The following is a 21,619-nucleotide window of genomic DNA, read 5'->3' on the forward strand; positions in this document are numbered from 1 at the left end:
TTTCGCCGATGCGCCTGGCGGCGCCACCATCCTGCCGATCGCAGGCAGCGGCGAAAGAAGCTACGCGACGCCAAAACTCTTCTCTGGCGAGACCGTCCGCCGGATAACGAATCCGATTGTGTCAAGACGAGGGTTCGCTATCGCAGCTCGGATGTCGTTGCGAGCGCATCGTGTGGCTGCATTTTCACTTCGTCGGCAGCCAGCGCTTCATCTCCGATCAGCTTCCCGTGTTCCATGATCAGCCGGCGGGTGCAGAATTGCCGCACCATCCCCTCGGCATGACTCGCCAGCAGCACAATGGGGGTACGCCTGAACAGGCTCTCAATCCGCTGCTGCACCTTGTGCTGGAAATTGGCGTCACCGGCGCCGATGCCTTCGTCGATCAGGAGGATATCCGATTCCACGGCGGTGGAAACTGCGAACGCGAGACGCGTGAACATACCGGCGGAATAGGTGCGCACCGGCAGTTCCAGGAACTCACCCAGCTCAGTGAAATCGGCGATTTCCTCGACCTTCGATGCGATCTCGCGCCGGCTCATGCCGAGCATGTAGCCGCGCAGGTAGATATTCTCGATACCGGTCGCCTCGAAGTCCATTCCAGCAGTGGAATCGAGGAGCGCGCCGACCTTGCCCTCGATAAGGATGGAGCCCGCTCGCGGCTTGTAGATGCCGGAGAGGACGCGGAGCAGGGTCGTCTTGCCCGAGCCGTTGTGTCCGGACAGGGCGACGCGCTCGCCCTCGCGGATTTCGAGATTGAGGCCGTCGATCGCACGCACCGAAACGATGTCGCGGGCGCCGGTCATCACCCGTCCCCCGGTCGCCTGCGCAAGAATCCGGTTGCGCAGCGATCGCGCACTGGTGCCAAAAATAGCGAATTCGACCGAAAGATTAGTGATGCAAATGTGCGTCACGCCTCACACCCAGTAGGAGATGCGTGCGTGGGCGCGGCGATAGAGCCAGATAGTGAAGGCGAGGCCGACGATCGCGAGCCCGATGCAGAACAGCCAGCTTTGCACCGGAGGCTGTGTGCCGAGGAGGGGTTCGCGAACAATTGCGAGCAGATGGTAGAACGGATTCAACGCCACGAACGCGGGCCGATGCGACATCACCGAGGGTGACCAGAAGACCGGCGTCACGAAGAACACCACCTGGATGACGTTAGTGATTACCTGGGGCATGTCGCGATAGCGGGTCGACAGAATGGCCGAGGCAAGAGCGATCCAGGCTGTGTTGATCAGAAACAGAATGAAGCCAGGCAGGAACAGGATCGCGCTCCAGTCCAGCGAGATCCGAAACACAGCGACGATGAAGACATAAATGGCCATGTTGAACAGCCAAATGAACACGTTGCGCGCCATCATGCGGTAGAAGTGGACGCTCACCGGCACAGGCACGTTGCGGATGAAGCTTTCTGCGGAGATGAAGGCCTGCGCGCCCTCGTTGATGCAATTCGTCAGCAAGCCCCAGAAGATGATACCGATGGCGATATAGGGTAAAGTTTGGGCGACGTCCTGCTTGAACAGTGTGGAGAACACCAGGCCCATCGCCCCGATCATGATACCCATGGTCAGCGTGAGCCAGAATGGGCCGAGCATTGAGCGGCGGAAGCGCTGGCGGATGTCGTGGTACGCGAGATGGCCCCACAGCGGATAGCGCTGCGCGCCATCCATCAGGTCCGCTATGGCCTGCTGTGGCACAGCCTCCGCCGTGATGCGGGCGACGGGTTTTCCGAGGTCAAAATTGGCAGATGTCACGGTCAATCAGGAGCGCCCAATGCTAAGGGGAGCGGATTACGCCACCCTTAGGATTATTGCTGGCGTAAAGCAACTGCGGATAAGCTGATGATCTGCCAGCATTGTTGAGCTGTAAGGACCGCTTCGGCATTCAGGCTACGGGTCGAGCGAAAGAAAAAGACGATTCCTGACGGTTCGGCGAGAGCCTTTCACCGAGCGTTTCGGATAGCAGACCCGTGCGGCTCGCTCGCGGCCGCGCGCAGCGCCGCCAGTATCGTGCTTCGACTTTTCAGCACGAAGTTTTCCGCCGCGGCCAAGGCTCGGACTCCGATTGTATTTCGAAATTCGACGTCGTGATAGAGCCTCCGCAATGCGCTCGCGGCTTCCGTGATACTTGGCTCTGCCCAGCAGCCAAGGGATCGATCATAGACGCCTTGGGGATCGTCAACCAAGACCTGGTGGCTGTCGATCAGGATGCTATCGTGCGACGACATGAAATCCATGTTGCCCGACCACTTTGTAGCGATCACCGGCTTGCCCGCGGCCATCGCTTCGAGAATCGTGAGACCGAAGCCTTCAGATCGATGCAGGGAAACGTAGACGTCCGCAGCGTCGATCGTCAGGTTCATCGGAATCGAAACATCTGAGATCAGGTGAATGTTATCGTGCCCAGCGATTTGGCGCTGCAATGCCTCGGCACCGCGCGGATAGGCGTGGAGATCAAGACAGCGCAGCACAAGACGGGCTGAAGGGTTGTTCCCGAACGCCTCTTTGAAAGCGGCAAGCGCCGCTATAGGATTCTTGCGCTCGAAATTCGACTGCATGGCGAAGCCAAAGGCAACGACAAATGCGGATTCCGGCAGATCCAACATCAGCCGGGCTGCCCTCCTGGCGTCAGCAGTTTGACCATCCCTTGACCTCAGGGAAGCGACGTGAGGCACCACGCGCACCGGCCGGTCAATGGCGCGGGAGAAAGCGTCGGCGGAGAAGCTGGACGGTGCCCAAATTTCGTGAAGAAAGCGCGCTCCGTCGATCCAACCAGGAGGTACTGTCTCCAGTTCCCAAGCCCAATATCCGATCATCAGCTTCTTGCGAACGCGAGCCTGACCTATGCGCCAGAGGGCCCGTGTCACCTGTGGCCCATTGATGTGCAAAATAAGAATGCCGCGGCCATCCCTCGGATCGGACCCGAAGTTTTCAAAAGGAACATCTGCGTTGACTTTGAAGTGCTTACTCAGATCTATCGTGCCAACCCGGTATCCTGCTTGTTGCAGGGCGGAGATGCACAGTCGTGCCGATTGACCGAGCCCTGTCGGGCTCTTGAGCAGGCCGGCTACAACGATGTTGTCGAGCTCGGGGACTGCCTCGCCGGCCGTTGGTATGAGGCGACGTAGCAGGTCCGATTTGATTTCCGCCAGCCGAAGCTGCCATCCCGGCGGGACTGCTTCGCTCGACAGCCGAGTGGCCATATCGTTTCTCATGCCGTATAAGAATTTCTGCAGGTCGTAAGCTGTAGCTGGAAGGAGATACCGATTCCCGCACGGTCACTAATGGAATATCTGATCGATTCGCGGCAGGCGGTTGACAGAGCTATAGAGGACGACTGCGGTTCCAAAGTAGATCGCGCCGTTGCCATCATCGTTGCGGCACTCGCTCAAGGCAAGCCCATGGTGTGCGGCAACGGCGGTTCGGCTAGCGATGCCATGCACATCACGGGAGCGCTTTTCGGACGTTTCCTGAAGGAGCGCAACGCCATCAATTGCGCGATGTGGTATTCGGTTCGGGTGATTACCCGATGCGCGAAGTGACGCCTCTGTCGCAGGAGGCACTGTAATCTGGGATGTTCGAACGTGTTGTCGGGCACTCGTTGGGGGCGGTGGTGACTTTAAAGGTTCTCATAATCTCGTCGCATCGCACGAATTGCGGCATCGCCGCCTATAGCGAGGTGCTCAAGACGCTACTCGAAACGCGTTTTGAGGTAACCATTGCTCCTCTGGATCAAACGATCTTAAAGCGCACGGAACCGCACGTCGTTACCGCGGGTGATCAGCAAATCAGGGCTATTTGCGACAGCTTTGAGAAATACGACGTCGTCAATCTCCAATGGGAGCCGGGGCTTTTGGGCGGCCGGGATCTCGATATGGCTCGCCGCTTCGAGATGATAATCGATGCAGCGGACCGGTTGGTGCTGACTGTGCACACTGCAGTCCCATACCCCGAGGGCCGTGGTCCTATTGACTTTGCTCGATTTGTTCGGAATCGCGGTTGGCGGCGGGCTGCCAGATTTCCGTTTCATCAGCGTTTCGAAAGACTAACTTACAAGGCGATTGAAAAACGCGCGCGATCGCCGCGACCTTTCTTTGTCGCTACTCACACCCAGCGTGAGCGTGACTTCTTCAAGCAGGTGGCGCGGGTACCTCATGTTTTTGATCATCCGTTATGCCACCTCCGCGCCCGCTGGCCTTCTCAACTGGAAAAGGAAGGGCCAGCCGTGCGTGAGGAGCTTGGCAAGCGTTTCCCTGGCAAAAATACGTTCATTGGCGTTTTCGGATTTTTGTCGGAATACAAAGGCATTATGACTGCCATTAAGGCCATGAGGCACCTCGGACCGGAGTATCAGCTCTTGATATACGGAGGCGTGCACCCCGAGACGATCAAGCCCAAGGCCTCGATTGATCCTTACATCAAGCAAATCCTGGAGGAGATCGAGCGGGGGGAGTCTGGGACTCGGGGTAATCCTAAGGCTAATTCTGATCTGCTCGGCAGGATCAGTTTCTTGGGCGCCCCGAGAGCCGACTATGATTTTGCATTGGCTGTGAAGGCCGTTGACATCTGCCTCTTTCCATATCTCGAGGTAGGGCAGAGCGGATCCGGCCCGGCCTCACATGCAATCGAACTTGGCAAACCCACCATTCTCACGCGCACACGTGCCTTCGTCGAGCTGGAGAAATATTTCCCTGCACAGTTCGAGATGATAGACGTCGGCAATTATATCGAGCTCGCTCAAACGATTGGGAAGTTGAGTCAAACCAAGAACACAAGGCCACAGCCCGGCTACAATTCCGAAACATTGGCAAACTTCTACGGGGACCTGTTCAGTCGTTGTGCAGGTGCCCAGGGAGGTCATCAGAGCCTCACGAACCCGGAACCTATTACGCTGAGAGCGGCGGAGTGAAAAAGCCGCCCGCGAGCCATCGATACTGTCTTTTTCGTCCGCGAATGATTATGAAGCCTCACCACCTTCAATAAACGATCCCCGACGGGCGAAAGCTACCATGAACAGCGTATATCTCGGACGTGACCGCCTGCTGGTCCACACAAATTGGGGGGCCAAGTTGGTAGTCCCCTCCTTTAATATCGACGTGGCTCTCGGCGTGATCCGCGATGGTGTTATCGAGCCCTGGACAACCAGGCTGGTTCAAGAATTGCTCGGCGAGGGGCAGCATTATTTAAATGCCGGCGGAAATTTTGGCTACTATATGGTTCTAGGCGGGCAGCGGGTGGGGCCGTCCGGATCGGTGAAGGTCGTTGAGCCAAACCCTTACATCGTTCCGTACCTGATGATGAACGTGTTCTACGGCGGCATACCTGATCGCACGCACGTGTATAAATGCGCCCTTGGCAATACAACGGGTGAGACCATCACGTTTGCCTTTGATCCGCAATATCTCGGTGGTGGTGGTGCCAGCCGTGAGAGCGGCCAGACGTTTGTGGTTGACAGTTTCGAGGATGCTCGTTGGTCCGCGGAATCGATTTCGCCGCTGTTCGATGAGAATGACCGTCTCATCTTGGGCAAAGGGCTGATGCTTCATTTCGAGACCAAGACGCGTACGATCGACGCAATTTGCGATGGCGGGCCACCGCTGGATCTGATCCACTTGGACATCGAGGGCGCCGAGCCCTTGGCGCTGGCTGGAGCTCGCGAGACCATATCCCGTTCACCGAACCTGCGCCTCATTACTGAATGGTGCGCGAATCATTTTGCGCAAGCGTCGCAGACCTCACAAGAGGCATTTCGCTCGTTCTGGAATCAGGCGGCTGACCTGGGCTTTCGGCCACGACAACTGCTGCCAAAGATTGAACCGGATGGCGGAGTCTATGTTTCGTCTCCCTTAGACTTCGCATATATGACGGAGTTCGCCCCGCACTCTGATTATGTGTGGGTGAAGGCCAGCCACGACCCTTGGGGGAAATGATCGCAAACAAGCGGTTGCCGTTTCCAGCGAATAAAGCTGGGAATGCCGGAGGTGATTTGGTTGAGGTTCGTGGAAATGCATGCGGTTTCGGGCACTGCTTAATCGCGCCCGGCACGCCATCTCGATCTTGGACTGCGGACGCGTGGTCCACCTGCGATCGATTTTATTTGCTGATTAATCTGCCAGCAAATGAGTGAACGTCACAACAGTTATGGTTCCGTCCGGAGCGGCGACGGTGGACCACTGCCGAGAAGCATCGGATCGTGGGGGAGAGTTGGGCGCCCGCGGCAAGCGTTGTTGGGGTTGCGCGCCGACATGATCTTCACCCTAATCTGCTTACAGCTTGGCGGCGGCAGGCGCGCTCGGGGTCCTCGCCTGCGAGCCTGAGCCGCCGTCGCGGCAGGATGATGAAGTCCGCTTTGTGGCGGTCTCGGTTACGCCGAACCGGCAGCCGTTGACGGCGCCCACCGGGGTCTGCGGTGCGATCGAGATCGAGTTCGCAGCCGGGCTCGGATGCAGATCGCAGGCGCGGTTGACGCGGCGACGCTGAAGGCAGCAGTGGTGGATGGACCGCCGCGATGATACCGCTGCCGGCGGGCGTGCGGGTATGGCTCGCGACTGGCTATACCGACATGCGGAAGGGTTTTCCGTCGTTGACCCTGCAGGTTCAGGAGATATTGCATCGCGACCCGCTCAGCGGCCACCTGTTTTGCTTCCGTGGTTGTCGCGGCAATCTGCTGAAGGTGATCTGGCATGATGGCCAGGTGTCGTCCCGTTCACTCGGAAGTGAGACCTTTAAGCACGCTGACGAACCGCGGCAGTGGGCCACGACCTCTATCTGCTGAGCGAGGTTGTTGGGCTCTAAGACGAGAACCTCAAGTATCGCGGGTGGTCGGATTGCTTCAGCTACGGATCGTCGACAACCCGCCACGATTGGGACTGATCCTCGGGGCGCTGGCTGCTTTATTTGGAAACGTCCGCCAAGCTATTGAAATCGTTAGAGGGCTTTTTGGGGCATTTTTCCAAATGCGCTTTGAAATCGTTGAATAATCAAGCGGATTTTGATTCCGCCATTCGGAGGTTCGATCCCTCCCGCCCCCCAGCCAATCCTGAAAATATCAGTAAAATCAATGGCTTATATGTTCGAAATATTCGAAGATCGATTGCGTTGAGCAGATCGATTGCGTTGACGAAAATCGAACCTCAAAAACGCGAAAAGCGCTCGACCTCGCTGTTTAAGTCGCCTGAAACCTCAATCACCGCGTACCCGGCGCGCGGTTTCACGTCGGGCTATTGCTCGATGTAGCGCGCGATCTCGCTTCTCATCACCACCACCGAGTGGCCGTGTTTCTTGGCTCTGAGATCGCCGCGTGCGACCACGCGGTCGAGTTTCGCAAGCGCGATATCCGCAACTCGGCAGCCGCCTCCTTGCGCGTCAGGAAACACCGTAGTGATGACGATGGTGCCGAGGTCTCGCGCCTAGCCTTGCCTGCTCGCGTCATTATGTCCGCATCCATGGTGCGATCCGTTTTCTTTCGCCTCTTCGACCCCCGGTCGTCCGGTTCCATGACTCTACTGACGGCTGCAACAATTATTCCGCATTGCGTAAGGATGCGATCGGCTAGTTAAACGAGAAGCAGGGCCTTCTCGATCGTAGCATTACCAGTTTTGATTCCTCAGCCGATAGGAAACTGGACTCAAAAAGGCTCGGTCGTCTGACCAGTGTCGCGTGAGAGACGCGAGGAAATTGCCTTGGCGGTAGAGCGCTTCATCCCTAAAATCCAGCCACCACCGCCAGGTGCTTCGGAAATCGAGCTCAGTCAGTAGGAGTAGAAGCTATGCCCAAGCCGGAAAGCTTCCCAATCGACAAGATTTATGTTCCCGTGAAGAGGAAGAAGGCTGTCAAGCCTGAGCTCGTTCAAGAAATCGCGGAAAGTATTTTAGAAATCGGACAACAAGCCCCCATTCTCGTTCGGCCCGACGAAGGCCGGTTCGTTCTGGTCGAGGGACTGCATCGGTTCGAAGCCTGCAAGGCTCTTGGCGAAAGAACTATCATCGGGGTCTTGGTCTCGGCTGAGATCGTGCATCAAAAGACGCTTTTGTCAGACAGCGCTGAAGCAGAAGCAGAGCGCGACAAGATGGCGCGATTGAAAAGACTGCGCCTCGAAAAGGAGGCTGCCGCGCGATCAGCCGCTGCTTCAGAGGCCGTCATGGAGACGCAATCGGCGGAGCTTTTGCGAAAACCTTCGGAGAAGGGTATCCGGAACGTTCCCAAGGCATCGCGAAGCCAATTAGATCGCAGGACTTCAGGATCAACACCAAGAACGTTGTCGGAATGGCTCACGCAACAAAAGCGCAATGGCGGTCGTTATTGATCGTCCGCTCCGCCGCGACCACCGGCCTCGAGCGGGCTTGAGCCAATAACCTAATGGCCATCTAGGCAATCGTCTTGAGATAGAGGCTCGGGTCGAAATATTTGTTGGCTGGGGTGAAATCCTTGATGCCAGCGTTCGCCATGAAGAAATCGGTGGACTGCTGCAGCCAGTTTGTAATCGTGTTGTCGGAGTATAGCCGCTTCCAGTCGTGCGACGTGAACATCTTCTGCGCCTTGAACGATTCGTTGATATCGGCGAGTGGCGTCTGGCTATAGTGGTTCTTCTGCAGTGCTTCCATCGCTTCCTTGCTGTTCGCGATGATGTGGTCGTTGGCTTCAGCCCATCCCCTGATGAGCTTGGCAAGCGTTTCCTTGTTGGGTTCGTAGTAGTCGTTGCGGGCGGCCCAGCCGCCGATGATGGCAGCCTCCGGATAGTAAGCTGAGGCGTCCGCCAATTTCACCGCGCCCGGAACCTTGTCGCGCACGGTCACATTGAACGGAACCCAGAGCGCTACGGCTGGTACGGCGCCGGAGATGAACGCCGTTACCGCCGCGGGCATCGTCTGATTCATGAGTTCTATCTCTTTCGGGTCGACATTGTTGGCGCGGAGCGCCTTGTCGAGAAACACATGCGCGGTCGTGCCGGTTGCCGTCGCGATGCGTTTTCCCTTCAAGTCTGCGAAGGATTTGATGCCCTGGTCGGAACGCACCCAAAGCTGCGCGGTAGCCACCTCGATATCGTTGATCAGGAAAACCTTGCCTTGCCCGCGCGCCGGGAAGTTCGACAGCACGGCGCCGGTTGCCAGCACGTCAAGACTGCCGCCGATCAGCGCCTGAAAGATCTCGAGGCCGGTGTTGAACTGGCGCAATTCAAGATCGAGTCCCTGCTTGTCGAAGGTGCCCCGATCCATGCCGGTCCATATCTGTCCGTCAACGGCAACGGTGTGCAGATAGCCCACCCGAATCTTGGTTTTTGCCTGCGCGATCGCGGGTGCATACGCCGCAAAGCTGCCGAGCCCGATGCCGGCCGCCGCCGTCAGGAATTGCCGTCGATCCATAGTATTTCCCTCCCGCCATCTTATGATCTATTCCGAAAATGAAACCGGTCGCATTTGCGCCTGCTGCGCCCGGTATTCGCTCATCACGAGTTCTCTGATGTAGCTCCTCAGCTCACCGAACTCCGGCCTTTCCTGAATCGTTTCATCGCGCGGATAGGCAAAGGGCACGTCGATGATCTTCTTGATCCGCGCGGGGCGCGCCGTCACCACGACTCTCCGAGAGGCGAGGAAAATCGCCTCTTCGACGGAGTGGGTGATGAGCATGACGGTCTTGCCCTCGGTCGCGAGCACCTTGAGCAGCAGGTTCTGCATGTTGGCGCGGGTCTGCGCGTCGAGAGCCCCGAACGGCTCGTCCATCAGGAGAAATTGCGGCTTCACCGCATAGGCGCGGGCAATAGCCAGCCGCTGTCGCATGCCGCCGGAGAGATGCTTGGGGTAGGAGTTCGCAAAATCCCCAAGACCCATGAGATCGATATAGTGGTCGCAGATCGCGTCACGTTCTGCGATCGGGACGCGATTGGCCTTGAGCTGCAGACCAAAGGCGATGTTCTGCTTGACGGTGAGCCAGGGGAAGACGCCGTACTCCTGAAAGATCACGCCGCGTTCCGGTCCAGGTCCCCGGACCGGCTCGCCGTCGAACAGCACCCGGCCTGTGGTCGGCTTCTGAAAGCCGGCCAGCATGCTCATCATGGTGGTCTTGCCGCAGCCGGAAGGCCCGATCACCGCAATGAAGTCGCCTTCATGAATGTTGTAGGTGACGTCATCGACGACCGAGAGCTTGCCTTTCGGTGTTTCGAAGGCAAGCGAGACGTGATCGAACTGTGCGCGCTTGGCGGGCTTCACGATGCCGTTCATGCGATGGCCCGCTCCTGCCACACCAGCAATCTGGCGCTGATCCGGCGCAGGATCAGATCCATGATCAGGGCGATGCAGCCGATGCAGATAATTCCGACATAGATCACGTCGAGCAGGAAATAGGTGGATGCGTTCTGGATCATGGCACCAAGTCCGCGCTGCGCGGCGACAAGCTCGGATGCAACCAGCGTTGCCCACGCCACGCCCAGCGCGACCCGCAACGCGGTGAGGATGTGCGGCACCGTCAGAGGGATGATGACCTTGCGAAATATCTCGATCTCGCCGGCGCCCAGCGTCTTCGCGACGCGGATATAGAGAGGCGTGATCTGCGAGACGCCTTCATACATCACGATAACTCCCGAGAAGAACGCGGCGTAGAACAGGATGACGAGCTTTGCCGGCTCGTCGACACCGAAATAGACGATCACGAGCGGGATCAGGGCGATCGGCGGCAAGGCGCGGAAAAAATTGATCATCGGGTCGGCGAGGATGCGCGCCGGCCGATACCAGCCGAGCAGGAAGCCGACGGGCACAGCGACCATGATGCCGAGAATCACGCCCAGAAAGACACGCCGCGTCGACGACCAGATGTCGAGCAGCAGATTGTCGTGCAGCAGGAGATCAACGAACTTGGCCGCAACCTGGTGCGGCGAGGGTATCAGCGCTTCGTTGACCAATCCGCTCCAGCGCACTGCGTACCAAAGCACGACTGCGCCGATCCACGGGATGGACCCCAACAACAAGCGTATTGCGGTGCTGCCCTTTATCAAGCGTTTCCAACTGTGTTTGTGATTGATTGATATATTATCATACGATAAATAGGATGACTATACAAGAGGGCTATTTCTGCGGGATCCTGCCAATGCCATCGCCGAAATTCACCGTCCGCAACGTCCAGGCCTTCTGCTACCGCTATCCGTTGGCGACGCCGGTCGTGACGTCGTTCGGTCGGATGCTCAACCGGCCGGCGGTGTTCGTTCGTGTCGAAGATGAGGACGGTTACGTCGGCTGGGGCGAGGTATGGTCGAACTTCCCGTCGACTGGAGCCGAGCACCGGACGCGGCTCGTCAACGAGATTCTCGCACCCGCCATCCACGGTCGTGGCGTCAGCGAGCCAGCGGAGCTGTTTGCGGCGATGACCGAGGGAACCGCCGTACTGGCGCTGCAATCGGGCGAACCAGGTCCCTTTGCCCAGGCGATTGCCGGCATCGATCTTGCGCTTTGGGATCTTCACGCGCGACGCCGCAAGGTGCCGCTGTGGAAAATGCTTGGCGGGACCGGCAACAGAATTAAAGTCTACGCCAGCGGGATCAATCCGATCGGCTCGCGGCAGACGGCAGAAGCGGCGCTGCGGCGCGGACACCTCGCCCTCAAGCTGAAGGTCGGATTTGATCCGGCAACGGATCGTTCCAACCTTGCTGCGCTTCGCGACATTGTAGGCGCAGGTGTATTGGCTGCGGACGCCAATCAGGCCTGGTCTCTCGCGCGCGCGCTCGAACTGGCGCCCTCTTACGGAGAGTTTGGCCTTGCCTGGCTCGAAGAGCCGATCCGCGCCGACCGACCATGGCACGAGTGGCAAACCTTGAGCGAGCAAGCTGGCGTGCCGTTGGCCGCAGGAGAGAACATTGCGAGTTCTGCGGGGTTCGATCAGGCGCTCCACGATCGCGTGCTGCGAGTCGTGCAGCCCGATATAGCCAAATGGGGCGGATTGACCGTGGGCGCGAAGATCGCGCGCTCCATCCTGGCGGCCGACAAGATTTTCTGTCCGCATTATCTGGGCGGCGGGATTGGCCTCTTGGCGTCGGCGCATCTGCTTGCCGGGGTCGGTGGCGCGGGCATGCTGGAAGTCGATTCCAACGATAATCCGCTGCGCGACCGGCTTTGCGGGCCGGTCGCCGATGTGAAGGACGGCGCCGTAACATTGAGTGAGGAGCCGGGCCTGGGAATAGAACCGGACCTCTCGTGGATCGAAGAGTATCGGACAGCTTGATCCGGCGGGCCGGTTCGTTCTGCAGCGTATTCGTCCGAAGGGACGTGAAGCGATTTCGGCTATCGCCGAGCGGGCAGGCCGGCGACGCGTTCTTCCTATGAGGGCCAGGGAGCGGCGGGCAGGATGGATTTGATTTCCGACAGCCACATTCCGAAATATGCGCAGATTGCCGATATCTTCCGGCAGCGAATTGCCCGAGGAGTCTGGGCGCAAGGCTCGCGCCTGCCGGCAAACGAGATGCTTGCAGCCGAGTTCGGTGTTTCGCGAGTGACTATCAGACAAGCGGTCGAACTTCTTGCCCGCGACGGCGTGATCCAGGCACGGCAAGGCCGTGGCACCTTCGTAACCGGTATGCTCAAGCAGGACCGCTGGTTGAAGGTCGAGACGAGTCTTGCCGATCTCGCCGAGGTCTATCGCGACACGTCCCCCGAGATCATCAACATTTCAGAGAGCCACACTGATGCACCGTTGCTCCCGGAGGACGGCCGGCCGGCGGAACGCTACGTGTTCATGCGACGGGTGCATTCACACAACAAGCAGCCTTACTGCGTGATCTCGATATATCTCGACGAGAAGCTCTTCCGCAGAAGTCCGGACCGCTTCCGAACCGAGACGGTGATTCCGCTGCTCAAGGAGCTGAAATCTCCTGCGATCGAGACAGCGCGACAAACCCTGACGATCGGAATGGCCGATCTCGACGCCGCGAAACTGTTGCGAATTCCCTTGAACTCACCTGTGGCCGAGGTTCGGCGTGTGTTTGCGAGTGCCGATCGTCGTGTGATCTATCTGGGCGAAGTAACCTATCGCGGCGACTTTGTCCGGCTTGATATCGATCTGCGGCCTTGAAGTGCGCGTCTAGCGCGAGAACAGCTCCTGATTGCGCCGCTCAAGCTCTTCTCCGTAGGTCCGCAGGACGTGCGCTTCGCTCACCGTTCCAATTGCCGCGCGATGGTTGATGCGATCGACGACGGCGAGCACGTCGGCCTCGCTTTGTTCGAAGGTCTTGAGAATCTCGCGAATCGAAGTATTGGGCAGCACGAATTCGTCATTTTGCCGGGCGATTGCGCCGAGCGGCGAATCCTCTGCAGCCTCGGTCAGGTGCAGGTCTGCCGACGAGACGATGCCGGCATAGGTTCCCTTCGCGTCGCGCAGCACGATCTGCCTGACTTGCACTGGAGAGAAGATCCTCTGAGCTTCCGCGATTGACATGCTGCTCGGCGCACTGTCGAAATCGGCTCGCATCAGGGAGCTGGCGTTCAATTGCCGGACCCAGCCAACGTCCTGAGGGCCGCGGATGACCTCGCCTCGGAGATGAAAGCGCCACGTCGCGAAATTGTAGCCGAACAATTCGCGTACCGTCAGCGCGCAGACAGAGGAGGCAATGACGGCACCAACGGTCACCGAAAAATCGCCGGTGATCTCCAGCGCCAGGCAAATCATGCTGATCGGTGCGCCGAGCACTCCCGTTCCGAAAGCCGCAAGCGCGGCAATAGCGGCCGTTCCCGGTTGCAGGGCAAACGCCGGCAGCAGGCTGCTCATTAGCGTGCTGTAAAACTGACCAATCAGCGCGCCCAGCAACAGCGAGGCGAAGAACAAGCCGCCGCGGAAGCCAGACCCGAGAGAGATTGCGGACGCCAGCGTCTTGAGCAGGATGATCGAGGCCAATAGCGTCCACGTTGGATTGCTCAAGAGCTGGATCTGCATCGCACCATGTCCCGCCCCCAGTACCGCAGGCGTCAGCAGCGCCAACGAGCCGAGCAGCGCTCCGCCAGCGATCGGCCTGAGAAAGCCATTGAAAGCGGACAAGCGTTGAAAGCAACGCTCGGAGAACGCGACGGCCAACATCGTGATGACGCTGGCAAAGGCACAGAGCAGACCGATCATCATCGTCTGCCCGACCATCTCAGCTGAAACCGGAGAGGGAAAACCGGGAACCATCAGGAAGGATTGATGGGTGAGGTGCCTTGCGACAAGCCATGAAGCAACTGCGCTCGCGATAACGGGCACGAGGCTGGCCGAAGTATATGCGCCGAGAATGACTTCGAACGCGTAGAAAGCGCCGGCCAGCGGCGCGGAAAATGCGGCGCTGATTGCGCCTGCCGCCCCACAAGCGACCAGAAGCCGCATATCGCTCCGTCGTGCCGCGAGCCGCTGTCCGAACAACGACCCAAAGGCGGCGCATATTTGGGTGTATCCCGCTTCCAGCCCCACCGATCCGCCGAAGCCGTTCGAAAGCAGTGTCTGGATAGAAATCAGCAGACTGCCGCGCATCGACAGGTGGCCGCCATAGAGTGCATTTGCCTCTATCGCATCGGCAAGCTGCTGTCCCCTGAGTTTGCGTGAAAAGAAAACCGCAATGAGCGCAAGGATGGCGCCGCCGATAATGGGGACAAGCAACGCGCGCTGCCACAAGATGAACTTTGCCGAACTGAGATGTTCATCGAACGGGATATCGAACAAGAGCGCGTGCGCAGCCTGGCTCAGTTTCGATATGGATACGACGAGAAGTCCGCTCAGAAGCCCGACGACGATGGCGACCGCAACCAGACCGGTCTCGCGGTTGCGGACAAAATTGCGCAAGCCTGACGGAAGACGACGGCCAGTTGCGGCGCTTTGTTTTGCGCCGACCTCGGGTGCTGCCAAAGTGGTCATTGAAAACTCGCGTCGGCGTCGCAGCCGAGGGGCTGACATTCACGATGGCGAGCTTTCGGGGGCGCCAATTCGCGCTCCCTGGTCGACGGTCTTGGGTGGTTGCTGCAATGGGCAGGGGCTGGAGGCATTCGAACTCCGCACCGGAAATTCGGCAAATCTGGATTGACGAATGTCATCCTAATAGTAATATGACATGTAGACAAGATGACAAATGGCGCCGCGTGGCGCTCGTTGCGACAGCGCGCGAGTGCGGCCATCCACGCCATTGACGAGTCGAAGCCGATGATTGCACCAGGCCAAGGGGAAAGCGTGCGCAATGATGGTCGCGTGGACGGCTGCTGCGCGCCAAGATCTTCCCGACAGGGATGCGCCACCCTGGAGGAGCGATGGCTAAGCGTCAATGGATCCATGCCCCGCCGAAGTGAGGCTGTCTCTATCCCGGGAGGTCGCGCCGAGATGGGGACGGACGCCCCTGTCTTTGAGGCTGATGGCGAAGCCCCGCGAAGGCGCCTGACCCTCAAGCCGTTTGCCCTCGATGCCGTGACCGTTACGAACGAACGCTTCGCCGCGTTCGTTCGGGAGAGGGGCTATGTCACCGACGCCGAACGGCTTGGTTGGTCCTTCGTCTTCTATCAACATCTTGCTGGCGGAGCCGATCAATATCCGCGCGTTCAGGGCGCCGACTGGTGGTGTCGCGTGGACGGTGCGTTTTGGGCGGCGCCGGAGGGCGGGGCTTCGAACATTTCGGAGCGGCTGGATCATCCGGTCGTTCATGTTTCGCATGTGGATGCCCAGCACTTTGCATCGTGGAGTGGCGGCCGTCTTCCCAGCGAGGCTGAGTGGGAGCATGCGGCGCGTGGCGGCCTTGAAGGTGCGTTGTTTCCCTGGGGCAACCGGGAGCCCGACGACCGGTCATACTTTCCATGCAACATCTGGCAAGGAGACTTCCCATCCAGAAATACCCTTGCGGACGGTTACTTCTCTACGGCGCCGGCGCGGTCGTTCGCGCCCAACGGCTATGGACTCTATAATTGCAGCGGCAATGTCTGGGAATGGTGCGCAAACGCCTATCGCGTTTCTTCGCTCAAACGTGCGGCGCAAATGACCAACGCCACCGCGCTACGGGACGGATGGCGCGTGCTGAAAGGCGGTTCGTTTCTCTGTCATCGCTCATACTGCTACCGCTATCGCATCGCTGCGCGCACCGGAAATCCACCCGACACGAGCACCTCCCATATCGGGTTTCGTGTCGCTTACGATCTTTGATCGGCATTCGTCGGCGGGCTCGATCCCGATACTCCAAAGGAAGGCATGATGTATCCAAGCGTTCTTCTTCAAGTTGCCGGCGTGTGGCGTGAGGCCTGCGGCGGGATCGCGCATCCAATCCTCAATCCCGCCACGGGAGAGGAAGTCGGGAGGCACCCCGTCGCGGCGCAAGCCGATTTGGACGAAGCCCTGCTGGCGGCAGATCGCGGTTTCAAGCAGTGGCGCGCAGTGTCGCCGTATGAGCGGGGCCAGATCCTCCGAAAATCGGCAAGCCTGTTACGGGAGCGGGCCGAAACTATCGCGCGCATCATGACGATTGAGCAAGGCAAGCCCATCGCCGAGGCTCGGCTCGAGATTGCGGCCGGTGCCGACTTCATCGATTGGGCAGCGGAGGAAGGGCGGCGCGTCTATGGCCGTGTCATACCGGCTCGCGGGCCTGGCGTGGCGCAACTGGCCGTTCGCGAGCCAGTTGGTCCCGTCGCCGCCTTTACGCCGTGGAATTTTCCGATCGTCCAGGCGGCACGCAAGGTTGCGAGCGCGCTGTCCACGGGATGCTCGGTAATCCTGAAAGGTCCAGAGGAGGCGCCAGCCAGTTGTGCCGAGATGGTAAGGGCATTTCTGGATGCCGGTGTTCCAGCCGATGCGCTGTCGTTTGTGCTTGGATCTCCGGCCGAGATTTCATCCTATCTGATCGCGCATCCAGTGATCAGAAAGATCTCGTTCACCGGTTCGACCGTGGTCGGTAAGACTCTTGCGGCGCTGGCGGGCCAGCACATGAAACGGGCCACGATGGAGCTCGGCGGACATGCGCCGGCTTTGATTTTCTCGGATGCCGATCTGGACAGGGCGGTGACGACCCTTGCGGCGAACAAGTTCCGAAACGCAGGGCAGGTTTGCATTTCCCCCAGTCGTTTCCTGGTCCAGGCTTCCGTCATGGATCAGTTCATCGAGAAGTTCGTGGCGACAGCCAGGCAGGTGAGGGTCGGCGATGGCCTTGATCCACAGACAACGATGGGGCCACTCGCGCATGAGCGGCGACTTCTCGCCATGGAGCAATTGGTGAGCGATGCTCGCGAGCAGGGCGCGGAAATTCGCCTCGGTGGCGGACGGTTCGGCAATCGCGGATATTTCTTCGAGCCGACCGTCATCGCCAACGCTTCTCTCGACGTGCGCGTGATGAATGAAGAGCCGTTCGGCCCGATCGCCGTGATGCGTCCGTTCTATGACGTGGACGAGGCGGTCGCTGAGGCGAACAGACTCCCGTTCGGCCTTGCGGCCTATGCGTATACCCGCTCGATGAGCGTCGCCGATAAGCTCGCCGCCAGCGTCGAATGTGGAATGATATCGATCAATCACCACGGTCTTGGTCTCCCCGAAAATCCGTTCGGCGGCGTCAAGGACTCGGGCTACGGCAGCGAGGGTGGCAGCGAGGCCCTCGAAGGCTATCTCGTTTCGAAACTGGTTTCGCGGACCAACTAGTCCAAAGTCATCATATAAGCATGATGACATATTGACATATCAAATAAGAAGGGGCATTGAAGGTTCAGGTCTGGGAAGAACGACAACAAAGAACGGGCGCATGAATTGGCGCTGCGGTTCTCAATACAAGGGGAGGGTTCATGAGTTCGCTGGCGGAAGTGGCGCCGCGCGCGTCTGTAAACGCGGAAGCCGACTATGTGCGGTCGGGGATTGAGTTGGCGAAATGGAGAATCGTCCCATTTCTCTTTCTGTGCTTTATCCTGAACTATATCGACCGAACCAATGTCGCCTTTGCCAAGCTCCACTTTCAGAAGGACCTTGGATTTACCGACGCGGTATATGGTTTTGGCGTATCGCTCTTCTTCGCCGGTTTCCTGCTGTTTGAGGTGCCGAGCAATCTTCTCCTCGCCCGGATCGGAGCGCGCAAGACCCTCGCGCGCATCATGATCCTCTGGGGAATCGTGTCGGTCGCCATGATGTTTATCAAGACGCCGACGCATTTCTATCTGGGGCGCTTCCTGCTTGGGGCGGCGGAAGCCGGGTTCGTGCCAGGCGTTGTCCTTTACCTCAGCTTCTGGTTCCCCTCGACGCTCCGCGCGCGCATCACCTCGCTGTTCATGGCGGCGTTGCCGATCTCGGGGATCATCAGTAATCCGATTTCGGGCCTGATCATGGATAATCTCGGAGGCGCCTTTGGTCTCGCGAGTTGGCAGTGGTTGTTTCTTCTCGAAGGGCTGCCCTCGATCGTCGTCGGCGTCGTGGCGTTTTGGTACCTTGCCGATCGGCCGAAGGCGGCGAAATGGCTGTCCGATCCCGAAAGGGATGCGCTTGCGTCGAGCGTCGAGCGCGAGGAGCAGGGCAAGCAAGCTGCAACGCATCATGGGTTTGGGGGACTGCTCGCCGATCCCCGCATCTACGTGTTCGCTTTTGCGGTCTTCACCCAGTACGCGGTCGCAAATACGTTTGCGTTCTGGGGTCCGTCGATCCTTAGGGGATCCGGGGTTGCCAATGTCTGGTATCTTGGCCTGCTGAACGCGGTTCCGTTCGTGGCCGGCGTGGTGATGATGACGACTGTGGCCTGGCGATCCGACAAGAAGATGGAGCGTCGATGGCACGCGGCGTTCGGACAGGCGCTTTCAGTCGTCGGCCTCATGCTGCTGCCGGCCGGCGTGCATGATCCCCTTCTCGCGGTCGTGTCGCTCGCCCTTGTCGCATCCGGCCATTATGCGTTTTGGTCCGTTTTCTGGACGATTCCTCCGAGCTACTTCCGTGCCCGCTCGGCGCCGGGAGGCATCGCGCTCGTAGCGAGCATCGGAGCTCTGGGCGGCATCTTCGCGTCGAACCTCATGGGCATGATCAAAGATGCCACGGGGAGCTTCAGTGCCGGGTTCTATGGGATCGCTGCGTTGGCGGCGCTCGGAGTTGTCGTGTTGCTCGTGGGCTTTCCGGCGCGATTGCTGCCGGCAGTCAAGGCATCCTGACGTCGCCGGACGGAATGGGATGTTGCCGGCTTTTGCATGTTTCGTTTCCGGCCAGGAACACCTGCGGCCTGATCGGAAGCGACGATCGTTACCGCAACAAGGAGCATGATCGATGGTCGATCGTCCGAACATCATTCTCATCATTACCGACCAGCAGCGCCATGACACTGTGGCCGGGTTAGGCGCGCATTGGATGAAGACGCCAAATCTGGACCGCCTCGTCGCCTCGGGGGTATCGTTCGGAAATTGCTATACGCCGTCGCCGCTGTGCGTTCCGGCGCGAGCCAGCCTCTTCACCGGGATGTACCCCCACAGTCATCACGTCACGATGAATTTCTACAAGTGGGAGCCGACCTGGGTCCGGTTGCTGGCCGAGGCCGGATATCACTGCGCCAATATCGGGAAGATGCATACGAATCCCTACGACGCTCCTGGAGGGTTTCACCAGCGTATCGTCGTGGAAAACAAGGACCGGCCGATGTTCCTCGATGAACCGGAGCGGGCCTATTATGATCACTGGGATATCGCGCTGCGGTCGCAGGGGCTGACCCGTCCGACGCGCTACGCCAGATACAAGCGCGATCCGGCGTACTTCAAGGAAGCGTTGGGCGCGTATCCCTGGGAATACGACGAGTCGATGCATCCGGACACATTCGTGGGACGCACCGCATGCTGGTGGCTTGAGGAGCGGCAGGCGGACGCGCCGCTCTTCCTCGAGATCGGCTTTCCGGGGCCGCATCCTCCGTTCGACCCGCCGCGGCGCTATATTGACATGTATGACGACGTCGACGTTCCCATGCCCAGGACGACGGCGGCCGAGTTGGCTGCCCAACCGCCGGCGCATCGGGCACTGCGACAGAACATGATCGACAAGAATTTCGATTGCGTTGCGTGGAAGAACGATCCGAGCACCGAGGCGATCCGCCGGATGCGGCGCTACTACGCAGCGAACGTCACGCTGATCGATGAGCAGGTCGGCAATATCATGAGCGTGCTCGAGCGGAAGGGCTATCTGAAGAACGCCATCGTGATTTTCACTTCTGATCACGGCGAGAACCTCGGGGATCATGGGCATATCCAGAAATGGAACATGTACGATACCGCCACCAAGGTTCCGCTGGTCGTGTGGAGTTCAGATCTCAAGACGCGCGATGTCCGGACGGATTCGTTGGTCCAACTGATGGACATTGCCCCCACCATTCTCGACTATGCCGGTGTGGGCATTCCTGCGGGCTGGGAAGCGGTATCGCTGCGGCCCGTTCTGGAGGATGGCACTGCAACCGTCCGCGACAGCGTCTATTCCGAACTCTATCGGGATCACATCCAGAGCGGATCGGAGTGCATCGTCATGCGTCGCGATGCGCGCTGGAAAGCCGTTTGGTATTTGGGCGAGAGCTGCGGTGAACTCTATGATCTGGAAGCGGACCCGGACGAGCTGCAGAATCTCTGGGACTCGAAGCAGCACGTGCAGATCCGGAACGAGTTTGTCCAGCACATCCAGGATTGGCTCATCCGCGGTGCGATCGAGAATCGCGAACAGAACAGGGAAAAGCCGCAGCCCGCAATGGCGATCGGCTAGGTCTGTCTCACCCACGTTGGTTCGTCTCTCGCGCAGGAAAATTCGAATCTAATGAGCTCTGGATACGACTATATCATCGTTGGTGCCGGTTCGGCCGGGTGCGTTCTTGCAAACAGGCTATCTGCCGATCCGGCGCGGCGCGTCCTCCTCCTCGAGACCGGCGGCAGCGACCGGAACTTTTGGCTGAAGCTCCCGGTAGGCTATTACAGGACGATCTACGACAAGCGTTTTTCTCGGCAGTTTGATACGGAGCCTTGCGAGGGAACGGGAGGGCGAGCCATTGTGTGGCCGCGCGGTCGGGTCATCGGCGGTTCATCCTCCATCAACGGACTGATCTTCATCAGGGGGCAGCACGAGGATTTTGACGATTGGTCAAAGCTCGGCGCTTCAGGATGGAGCTACAAGGAGGTGCTTCCGTTCTTCAAACGGTATGAACGCTACGAAGGCGGAGACAGCGAGTATCGCGGAGGGGGCGGCGAGTTCGAGGTTTCCAATCTGCGCAACCGGAATGTCGCCTGTGATTCCTGGTTGGCGGCGGGATCTGAATTCGGTTTGCCCTTCAATGCTGATTTCAACGCCGCGACGACTTACGGCGTCGGGCGGTATCAATTGAGCATTGGCTCTCACTGGAGAACCAGTTCGGCGAGCGCCTTCCTGTATCCTGCCCTGAAGCGGCAGAATCTCACGCTGGTCGCTCATGCTCACGTCAGCAAGATAATCGTGCGCGCACAGGTCGCAACCGGCGTCGAATATATCCGCGACGGCCGCGTCGAGGTTGCCCATGCCGACCGCGAGGTCATCCTGTGCGCCGGGGCAATTCAATCCCCGCATCTTCTTCAATTGTCGGGTATTGGCCCTGCGGATCTGCTTCGTTCGTTGAAGATTCCGGTTGTTGTGGATCAGCCGGAAGTTGGAGCCAATCTTCAGGATCATTATCAGGCGAGAGCCATAGTCCG

Annotated in this window: 20 protein-coding genes, 1 tRNA gene and 1 pseudogene; 15 read left to right on the forward strand and 7 right to left on the reverse strand. The window is 59.1% G+C overall.

Going from position 1 to position 21,619, the window contains the following annotated elements:
• Positions 1–137: 137 nt before the first annotated feature.
• The 3 genes from CWO89_RS08315 to CWO89_RS08325 all read right to left on the reverse strand — a co-directional run bounded on the left by CWO89_RS08315 (position 138) and on the right by CWO89_RS08325 (position 3,202).
• Positions 138–803 (reverse strand): ABC transporter ATP-binding protein, encoded by a 666-nt coding sequence (locus tag CWO89_RS08315; RefSeq protein WP_130578144.1) that lies wholly within the window; start codon positions 801–803, stop codon positions 138–140.
• A 111-nt stretch (positions 804–914) separates the two neighbouring features.
• Positions 915–1,754 (reverse strand): ABC transporter permease, encoded by an 840-nt coding sequence (locus CWO89_RS08320; protein ID WP_245475822.1) that lies wholly within the window; start codon positions 1,752–1,754, stop codon positions 915–917.
• A 188-nt stretch (positions 1,755–1,942) separates the two neighbouring features.
• Positions 1,943–3,202: a glycosyltransferase family 4 protein gene (locus tag CWO89_RS08325; protein WP_165421059.1), complete on the reverse strand. Its 1,260-nt coding sequence runs from the start codon at positions 3,200–3,202 to the stop codon at positions 1,943–1,945.
• An 81-nt stretch (positions 3,203–3,283) separates the two neighbouring features.
• Here CWO89_RS08325 and CWO89_RS08330 point away from each other — a divergent pair, with 81 nt between their 5' ends.
• The 7 genes and pseudogenes from CWO89_RS08330 (at position 3,284) to CWO89_RS08360 (ending at position 8,304) form a co-directional block, all read left to right on the forward strand.
• Positions 3,284–3,541: an SIS domain-containing protein gene (locus tag CWO89_RS08330; RefSeq protein ID WP_130578147.1), complete on the forward strand. Its 258-nt coding sequence runs from the start codon at positions 3,284–3,286 to the stop codon at positions 3,539–3,541.
• 32 nt (positions 3,542–3,573) lie between these two features.
• Positions 3,574–4,908, forward strand: a complete 1,335-nt coding sequence (locus tag CWO89_RS08335) for a glycosyltransferase family protein (protein WP_130578148.1) — start codon at positions 3,574–3,576, stop codon at positions 4,906–4,908.
• Between the two features lie 100 nt (positions 4,909–5,008).
• The gene (locus CWO89_RS08340; protein WP_130578149.1) at positions 5,009–5,929 is read left to right on the forward strand and encodes an FkbM family methyltransferase; all 921 of its coding nucleotides are present in this window, start codon (positions 5,009–5,011) and stop codon (positions 5,927–5,929) included.
• 239 nt (positions 5,930–6,168) lie between these two features.
• Positions 6,169–6,387, forward strand: a pseudogene (locus tag CWO89_RS08345) (transposase); the annotation flags it as partial.
• 120 nt (positions 6,388–6,507) lie between these two features.
• Positions 6,508–6,774 carry an IS66 family insertion sequence element accessory protein TnpB gene (gene tnpB / locus CWO89_RS08350; protein WP_130578150.1) on the forward strand — a complete coding sequence of 89 codons (267 nt, stop codon included), beginning with the start codon at positions 6,508–6,510 and terminating at the stop codon, positions 6,772–6,774.
• Positions 6,775–6,939: 165 nt separating this feature from the next.
• Positions 6,940–7,035: transfer RNA gene (locus CWO89_RS45760), tRNA-Ser, on the forward strand.
• A gap of 732 nt (positions 7,036–7,767) precedes the next feature.
• Entirely contained in the window at positions 7,768–8,304 is a 537-nt protein-coding gene (locus CWO89_RS08360; protein ID WP_130578152.1) for a ParB N-terminal domain-containing protein, read from the forward strand.
• 61 nt (positions 8,305–8,365) lie between these two features.
• On the opposite strand, the gene CWO89_RS08365 is transcribed toward CWO89_RS08360, so the two are convergent.
• From CWO89_RS08365 to CWO89_RS08375, 3 genes are read right to left on the reverse strand one after another with little or no spacing between them, the layout of a single operon-like run.
• A complete protein-coding gene (locus CWO89_RS08365; protein ID WP_130578153.1) occupies positions 8,366–9,361 on the reverse strand; it encodes an ABC transporter substrate-binding protein in 996 nt (331 codons plus the stop codon).
• 27 nt (positions 9,362–9,388) lie between these two features.
• Complete coding sequence (locus CWO89_RS08370) at positions 9,389–10,216, reverse strand: ABC transporter ATP-binding protein (RefSeq protein ID WP_130578154.1); 828 nt, start codon at positions 10,214–10,216, stop codon at positions 9,389–9,391.
• Complete coding sequence (locus tag CWO89_RS08375) at positions 10,213–10,923, reverse strand: ABC transporter permease (RefSeq protein WP_463699647.1); 711 nt, start codon at positions 10,921–10,923, stop codon at positions 10,213–10,215. The genes CWO89_RS08370 and CWO89_RS08375 overlap by 4 nt, the downstream gene beginning before the upstream one ends.
• A gap of 155 nt (positions 10,924–11,078) precedes the next feature.
• Between CWO89_RS08375 and CWO89_RS08380 the strand changes: the two genes are divergently transcribed.
• Together CWO89_RS08380 and CWO89_RS08385 are read left to right on the forward strand one after the other, a co-directional pair.
• Entirely contained in the window at positions 11,079–12,206 is a 1,128-nt protein-coding gene (locus CWO89_RS08380; protein ID WP_130578164.1) for a mandelate racemase/muconate lactonizing enzyme family protein, read from the forward strand.
• Positions 12,207–12,329: 123 nt separating this feature from the next.
• Positions 12,330–13,052 carry a GntR family transcriptional regulator gene (locus tag CWO89_RS08385; protein ID WP_130578156.1) on the forward strand — a complete coding sequence of 241 codons (723 nt, stop codon included), beginning with the start codon at positions 12,330–12,332 and terminating at the stop codon, positions 13,050–13,052.
• 9 nt (positions 13,053–13,061) lie between these two features.
• On the opposite strand, the gene CWO89_RS08390 is transcribed toward CWO89_RS08385, so the two are convergent.
• Positions 13,062–14,666: a chloride channel protein gene (locus CWO89_RS08390; protein ID WP_245475819.1), complete on the reverse strand. Its 1,605-nt coding sequence runs from the start codon at positions 14,664–14,666 to the stop codon at positions 13,062–13,064.
• Between CWO89_RS08390 and CWO89_RS47700 the strand changes: the two genes are divergently transcribed.
• From CWO89_RS47700 to CWO89_RS08415, 6 genes are all read left to right on the forward strand, one after another.
• Positions 14,640–14,792, forward strand: coding sequence for a hypothetical protein (locus CWO89_RS47700; RefSeq protein ID WP_245475820.1), 153 nt, complete (start codon positions 14,640–14,642; stop codon positions 14,790–14,792). The genes CWO89_RS08390 and CWO89_RS47700 overlap by 27 nt on opposite strands.
• Before the next feature lie 474 nt (positions 14,793–15,266).
• Positions 15,267–16,124: a formylglycine-generating enzyme family protein gene (locus CWO89_RS08395; protein ID WP_207234434.1), complete on the forward strand. Its 858-nt coding sequence runs from the start codon at positions 15,267–15,269 to the stop codon at positions 16,122–16,124.
• A gap of 48 nt (positions 16,125–16,172) precedes the next feature.
• Positions 16,173–17,603 carry an NAD-dependent succinate-semialdehyde dehydrogenase gene (locus CWO89_RS08400; protein ID WP_130578158.1) on the forward strand — a complete coding sequence of 477 codons (1,431 nt, stop codon included), beginning with the start codon at positions 16,173–16,175 and terminating at the stop codon, positions 17,601–17,603.
• Between the two features lie 140 nt (positions 17,604–17,743).
• Positions 17,744–19,084 carry an MFS transporter gene (locus CWO89_RS08405; RefSeq protein ID WP_130578159.1) on the forward strand — a complete coding sequence of 447 codons (1,341 nt, stop codon included), beginning with the start codon at positions 17,744–17,746 and terminating at the stop codon, positions 19,082–19,084.
• A gap of 112 nt (positions 19,085–19,196) precedes the next feature.
• Positions 19,197–20,663, forward strand: coding sequence for a sulfatase family protein (locus CWO89_RS08410; RefSeq protein WP_130578160.1), 1,467 nt, complete (start codon positions 19,197–19,199; stop codon positions 20,661–20,663).
• A gap of 51 nt (positions 20,664–20,714) precedes the next feature.
• A partial coding sequence (locus CWO89_RS08415; protein WP_207234432.1) for a GMC family oxidoreductase occupies positions 20,715–21,619 on the forward strand: 905 nt, incomplete at its 3' end.

The sequence above is a fragment of the Bradyrhizobium sp. Leo170 genome (genome assembly GCF_004296405.1).
GTDB lineage: Bacteria > Pseudomonadota > Alphaproteobacteria > Rhizobiales > Xanthobacteraceae > Bradyrhizobium.

Bases quoted from the DNA above. Each gene is read 5' to 3' on its own strand.
- CWO89_RS08315 (WP_130578144.1), bottom strand. From the start codon at position 803: ATGACCGGCGCCCGCGACATCGTTTCGGTGCGTGCGATCGACGGCCTC.
- CWO89_RS08325 (WP_165421059.1), bottom strand. From the start codon at position 3,202: ATGGCCACTCGGCTGTCGAGCGAAGCAGTCCCGCCGGGATGGCAGCTT.
- CWO89_RS08330 (WP_130578147.1), top strand. From the start codon at position 3,284: ATGGAATATCTGATCGATTCGCGGCAGGCGGTTGACAGAGCTATAGAG.
- CWO89_RS08335 (WP_130578148.1), top strand. From the start codon at position 3,574: ATGTTCGAACGTGTTGTCGGGCACTCGTTGGGGGCGGTGGTGACTTTA.
- CWO89_RS08340 (WP_130578149.1), top strand. From the start codon at position 5,009: ATGAACAGCGTATATCTCGGACGTGACCGCCTGCTGGTCCACACAAAT.
- tnpB (WP_130578150.1), top strand. From the start codon at position 6,508: ATGATACCGCTGCCGGCGGGCGTGCGGGTATGGCTCGCGACTGGCTAT.
- CWO89_RS08360 (WP_130578152.1), top strand. From the start codon at position 7,768: ATGCCCAAGCCGGAAAGCTTCCCAATCGACAAGATTTATGTTCCCGTG.
- CWO89_RS08365 (WP_130578153.1), bottom strand. From the start codon at position 9,361: ATGGATCGACGGCAATTCCTGACGGCGGCGGCCGGCATCGGGCTCGGC.
- CWO89_RS08370 (WP_130578154.1), bottom strand. From the start codon at position 10,216: ATGAACGGCATCGTGAAGCCCGCCAAGCGCGCACAGTTCGATCACGTC.
- CWO89_RS08380 (WP_130578164.1), top strand. From the start codon at position 11,079: ATGCCATCGCCGAAATTCACCGTCCGCAACGTCCAGGCCTTCTGCTAC.
- CWO89_RS08385 (WP_130578156.1), top strand. From the start codon at position 12,330: ATGGATTTGATTTCCGACAGCCACATTCCGAAATATGCGCAGATTGCC.
- CWO89_RS47700 (WP_245475820.1), top strand. From the start codon at position 14,640: ATGTTCATCGAACGGGATATCGAACAAGAGCGCGTGCGCAGCCTGGCT.
- CWO89_RS08395 (WP_207234434.1), top strand. From the start codon at position 15,267: ATGCCCCGCCGAAGTGAGGCTGTCTCTATCCCGGGAGGTCGCGCCGAG.
- CWO89_RS08400 (WP_130578158.1), top strand. From the start codon at position 16,173: ATGTATCCAAGCGTTCTTCTTCAAGTTGCCGGCGTGTGGCGTGAGGCC.
- CWO89_RS08405 (WP_130578159.1), top strand. From the start codon at position 17,744: ATGAGTTCGCTGGCGGAAGTGGCGCCGCGCGCGTCTGTAAACGCGGAA.
- CWO89_RS08410 (WP_130578160.1), top strand. From the start codon at position 19,197: ATGGTCGATCGTCCGAACATCATTCTCATCATTACCGACCAGCAGCGC.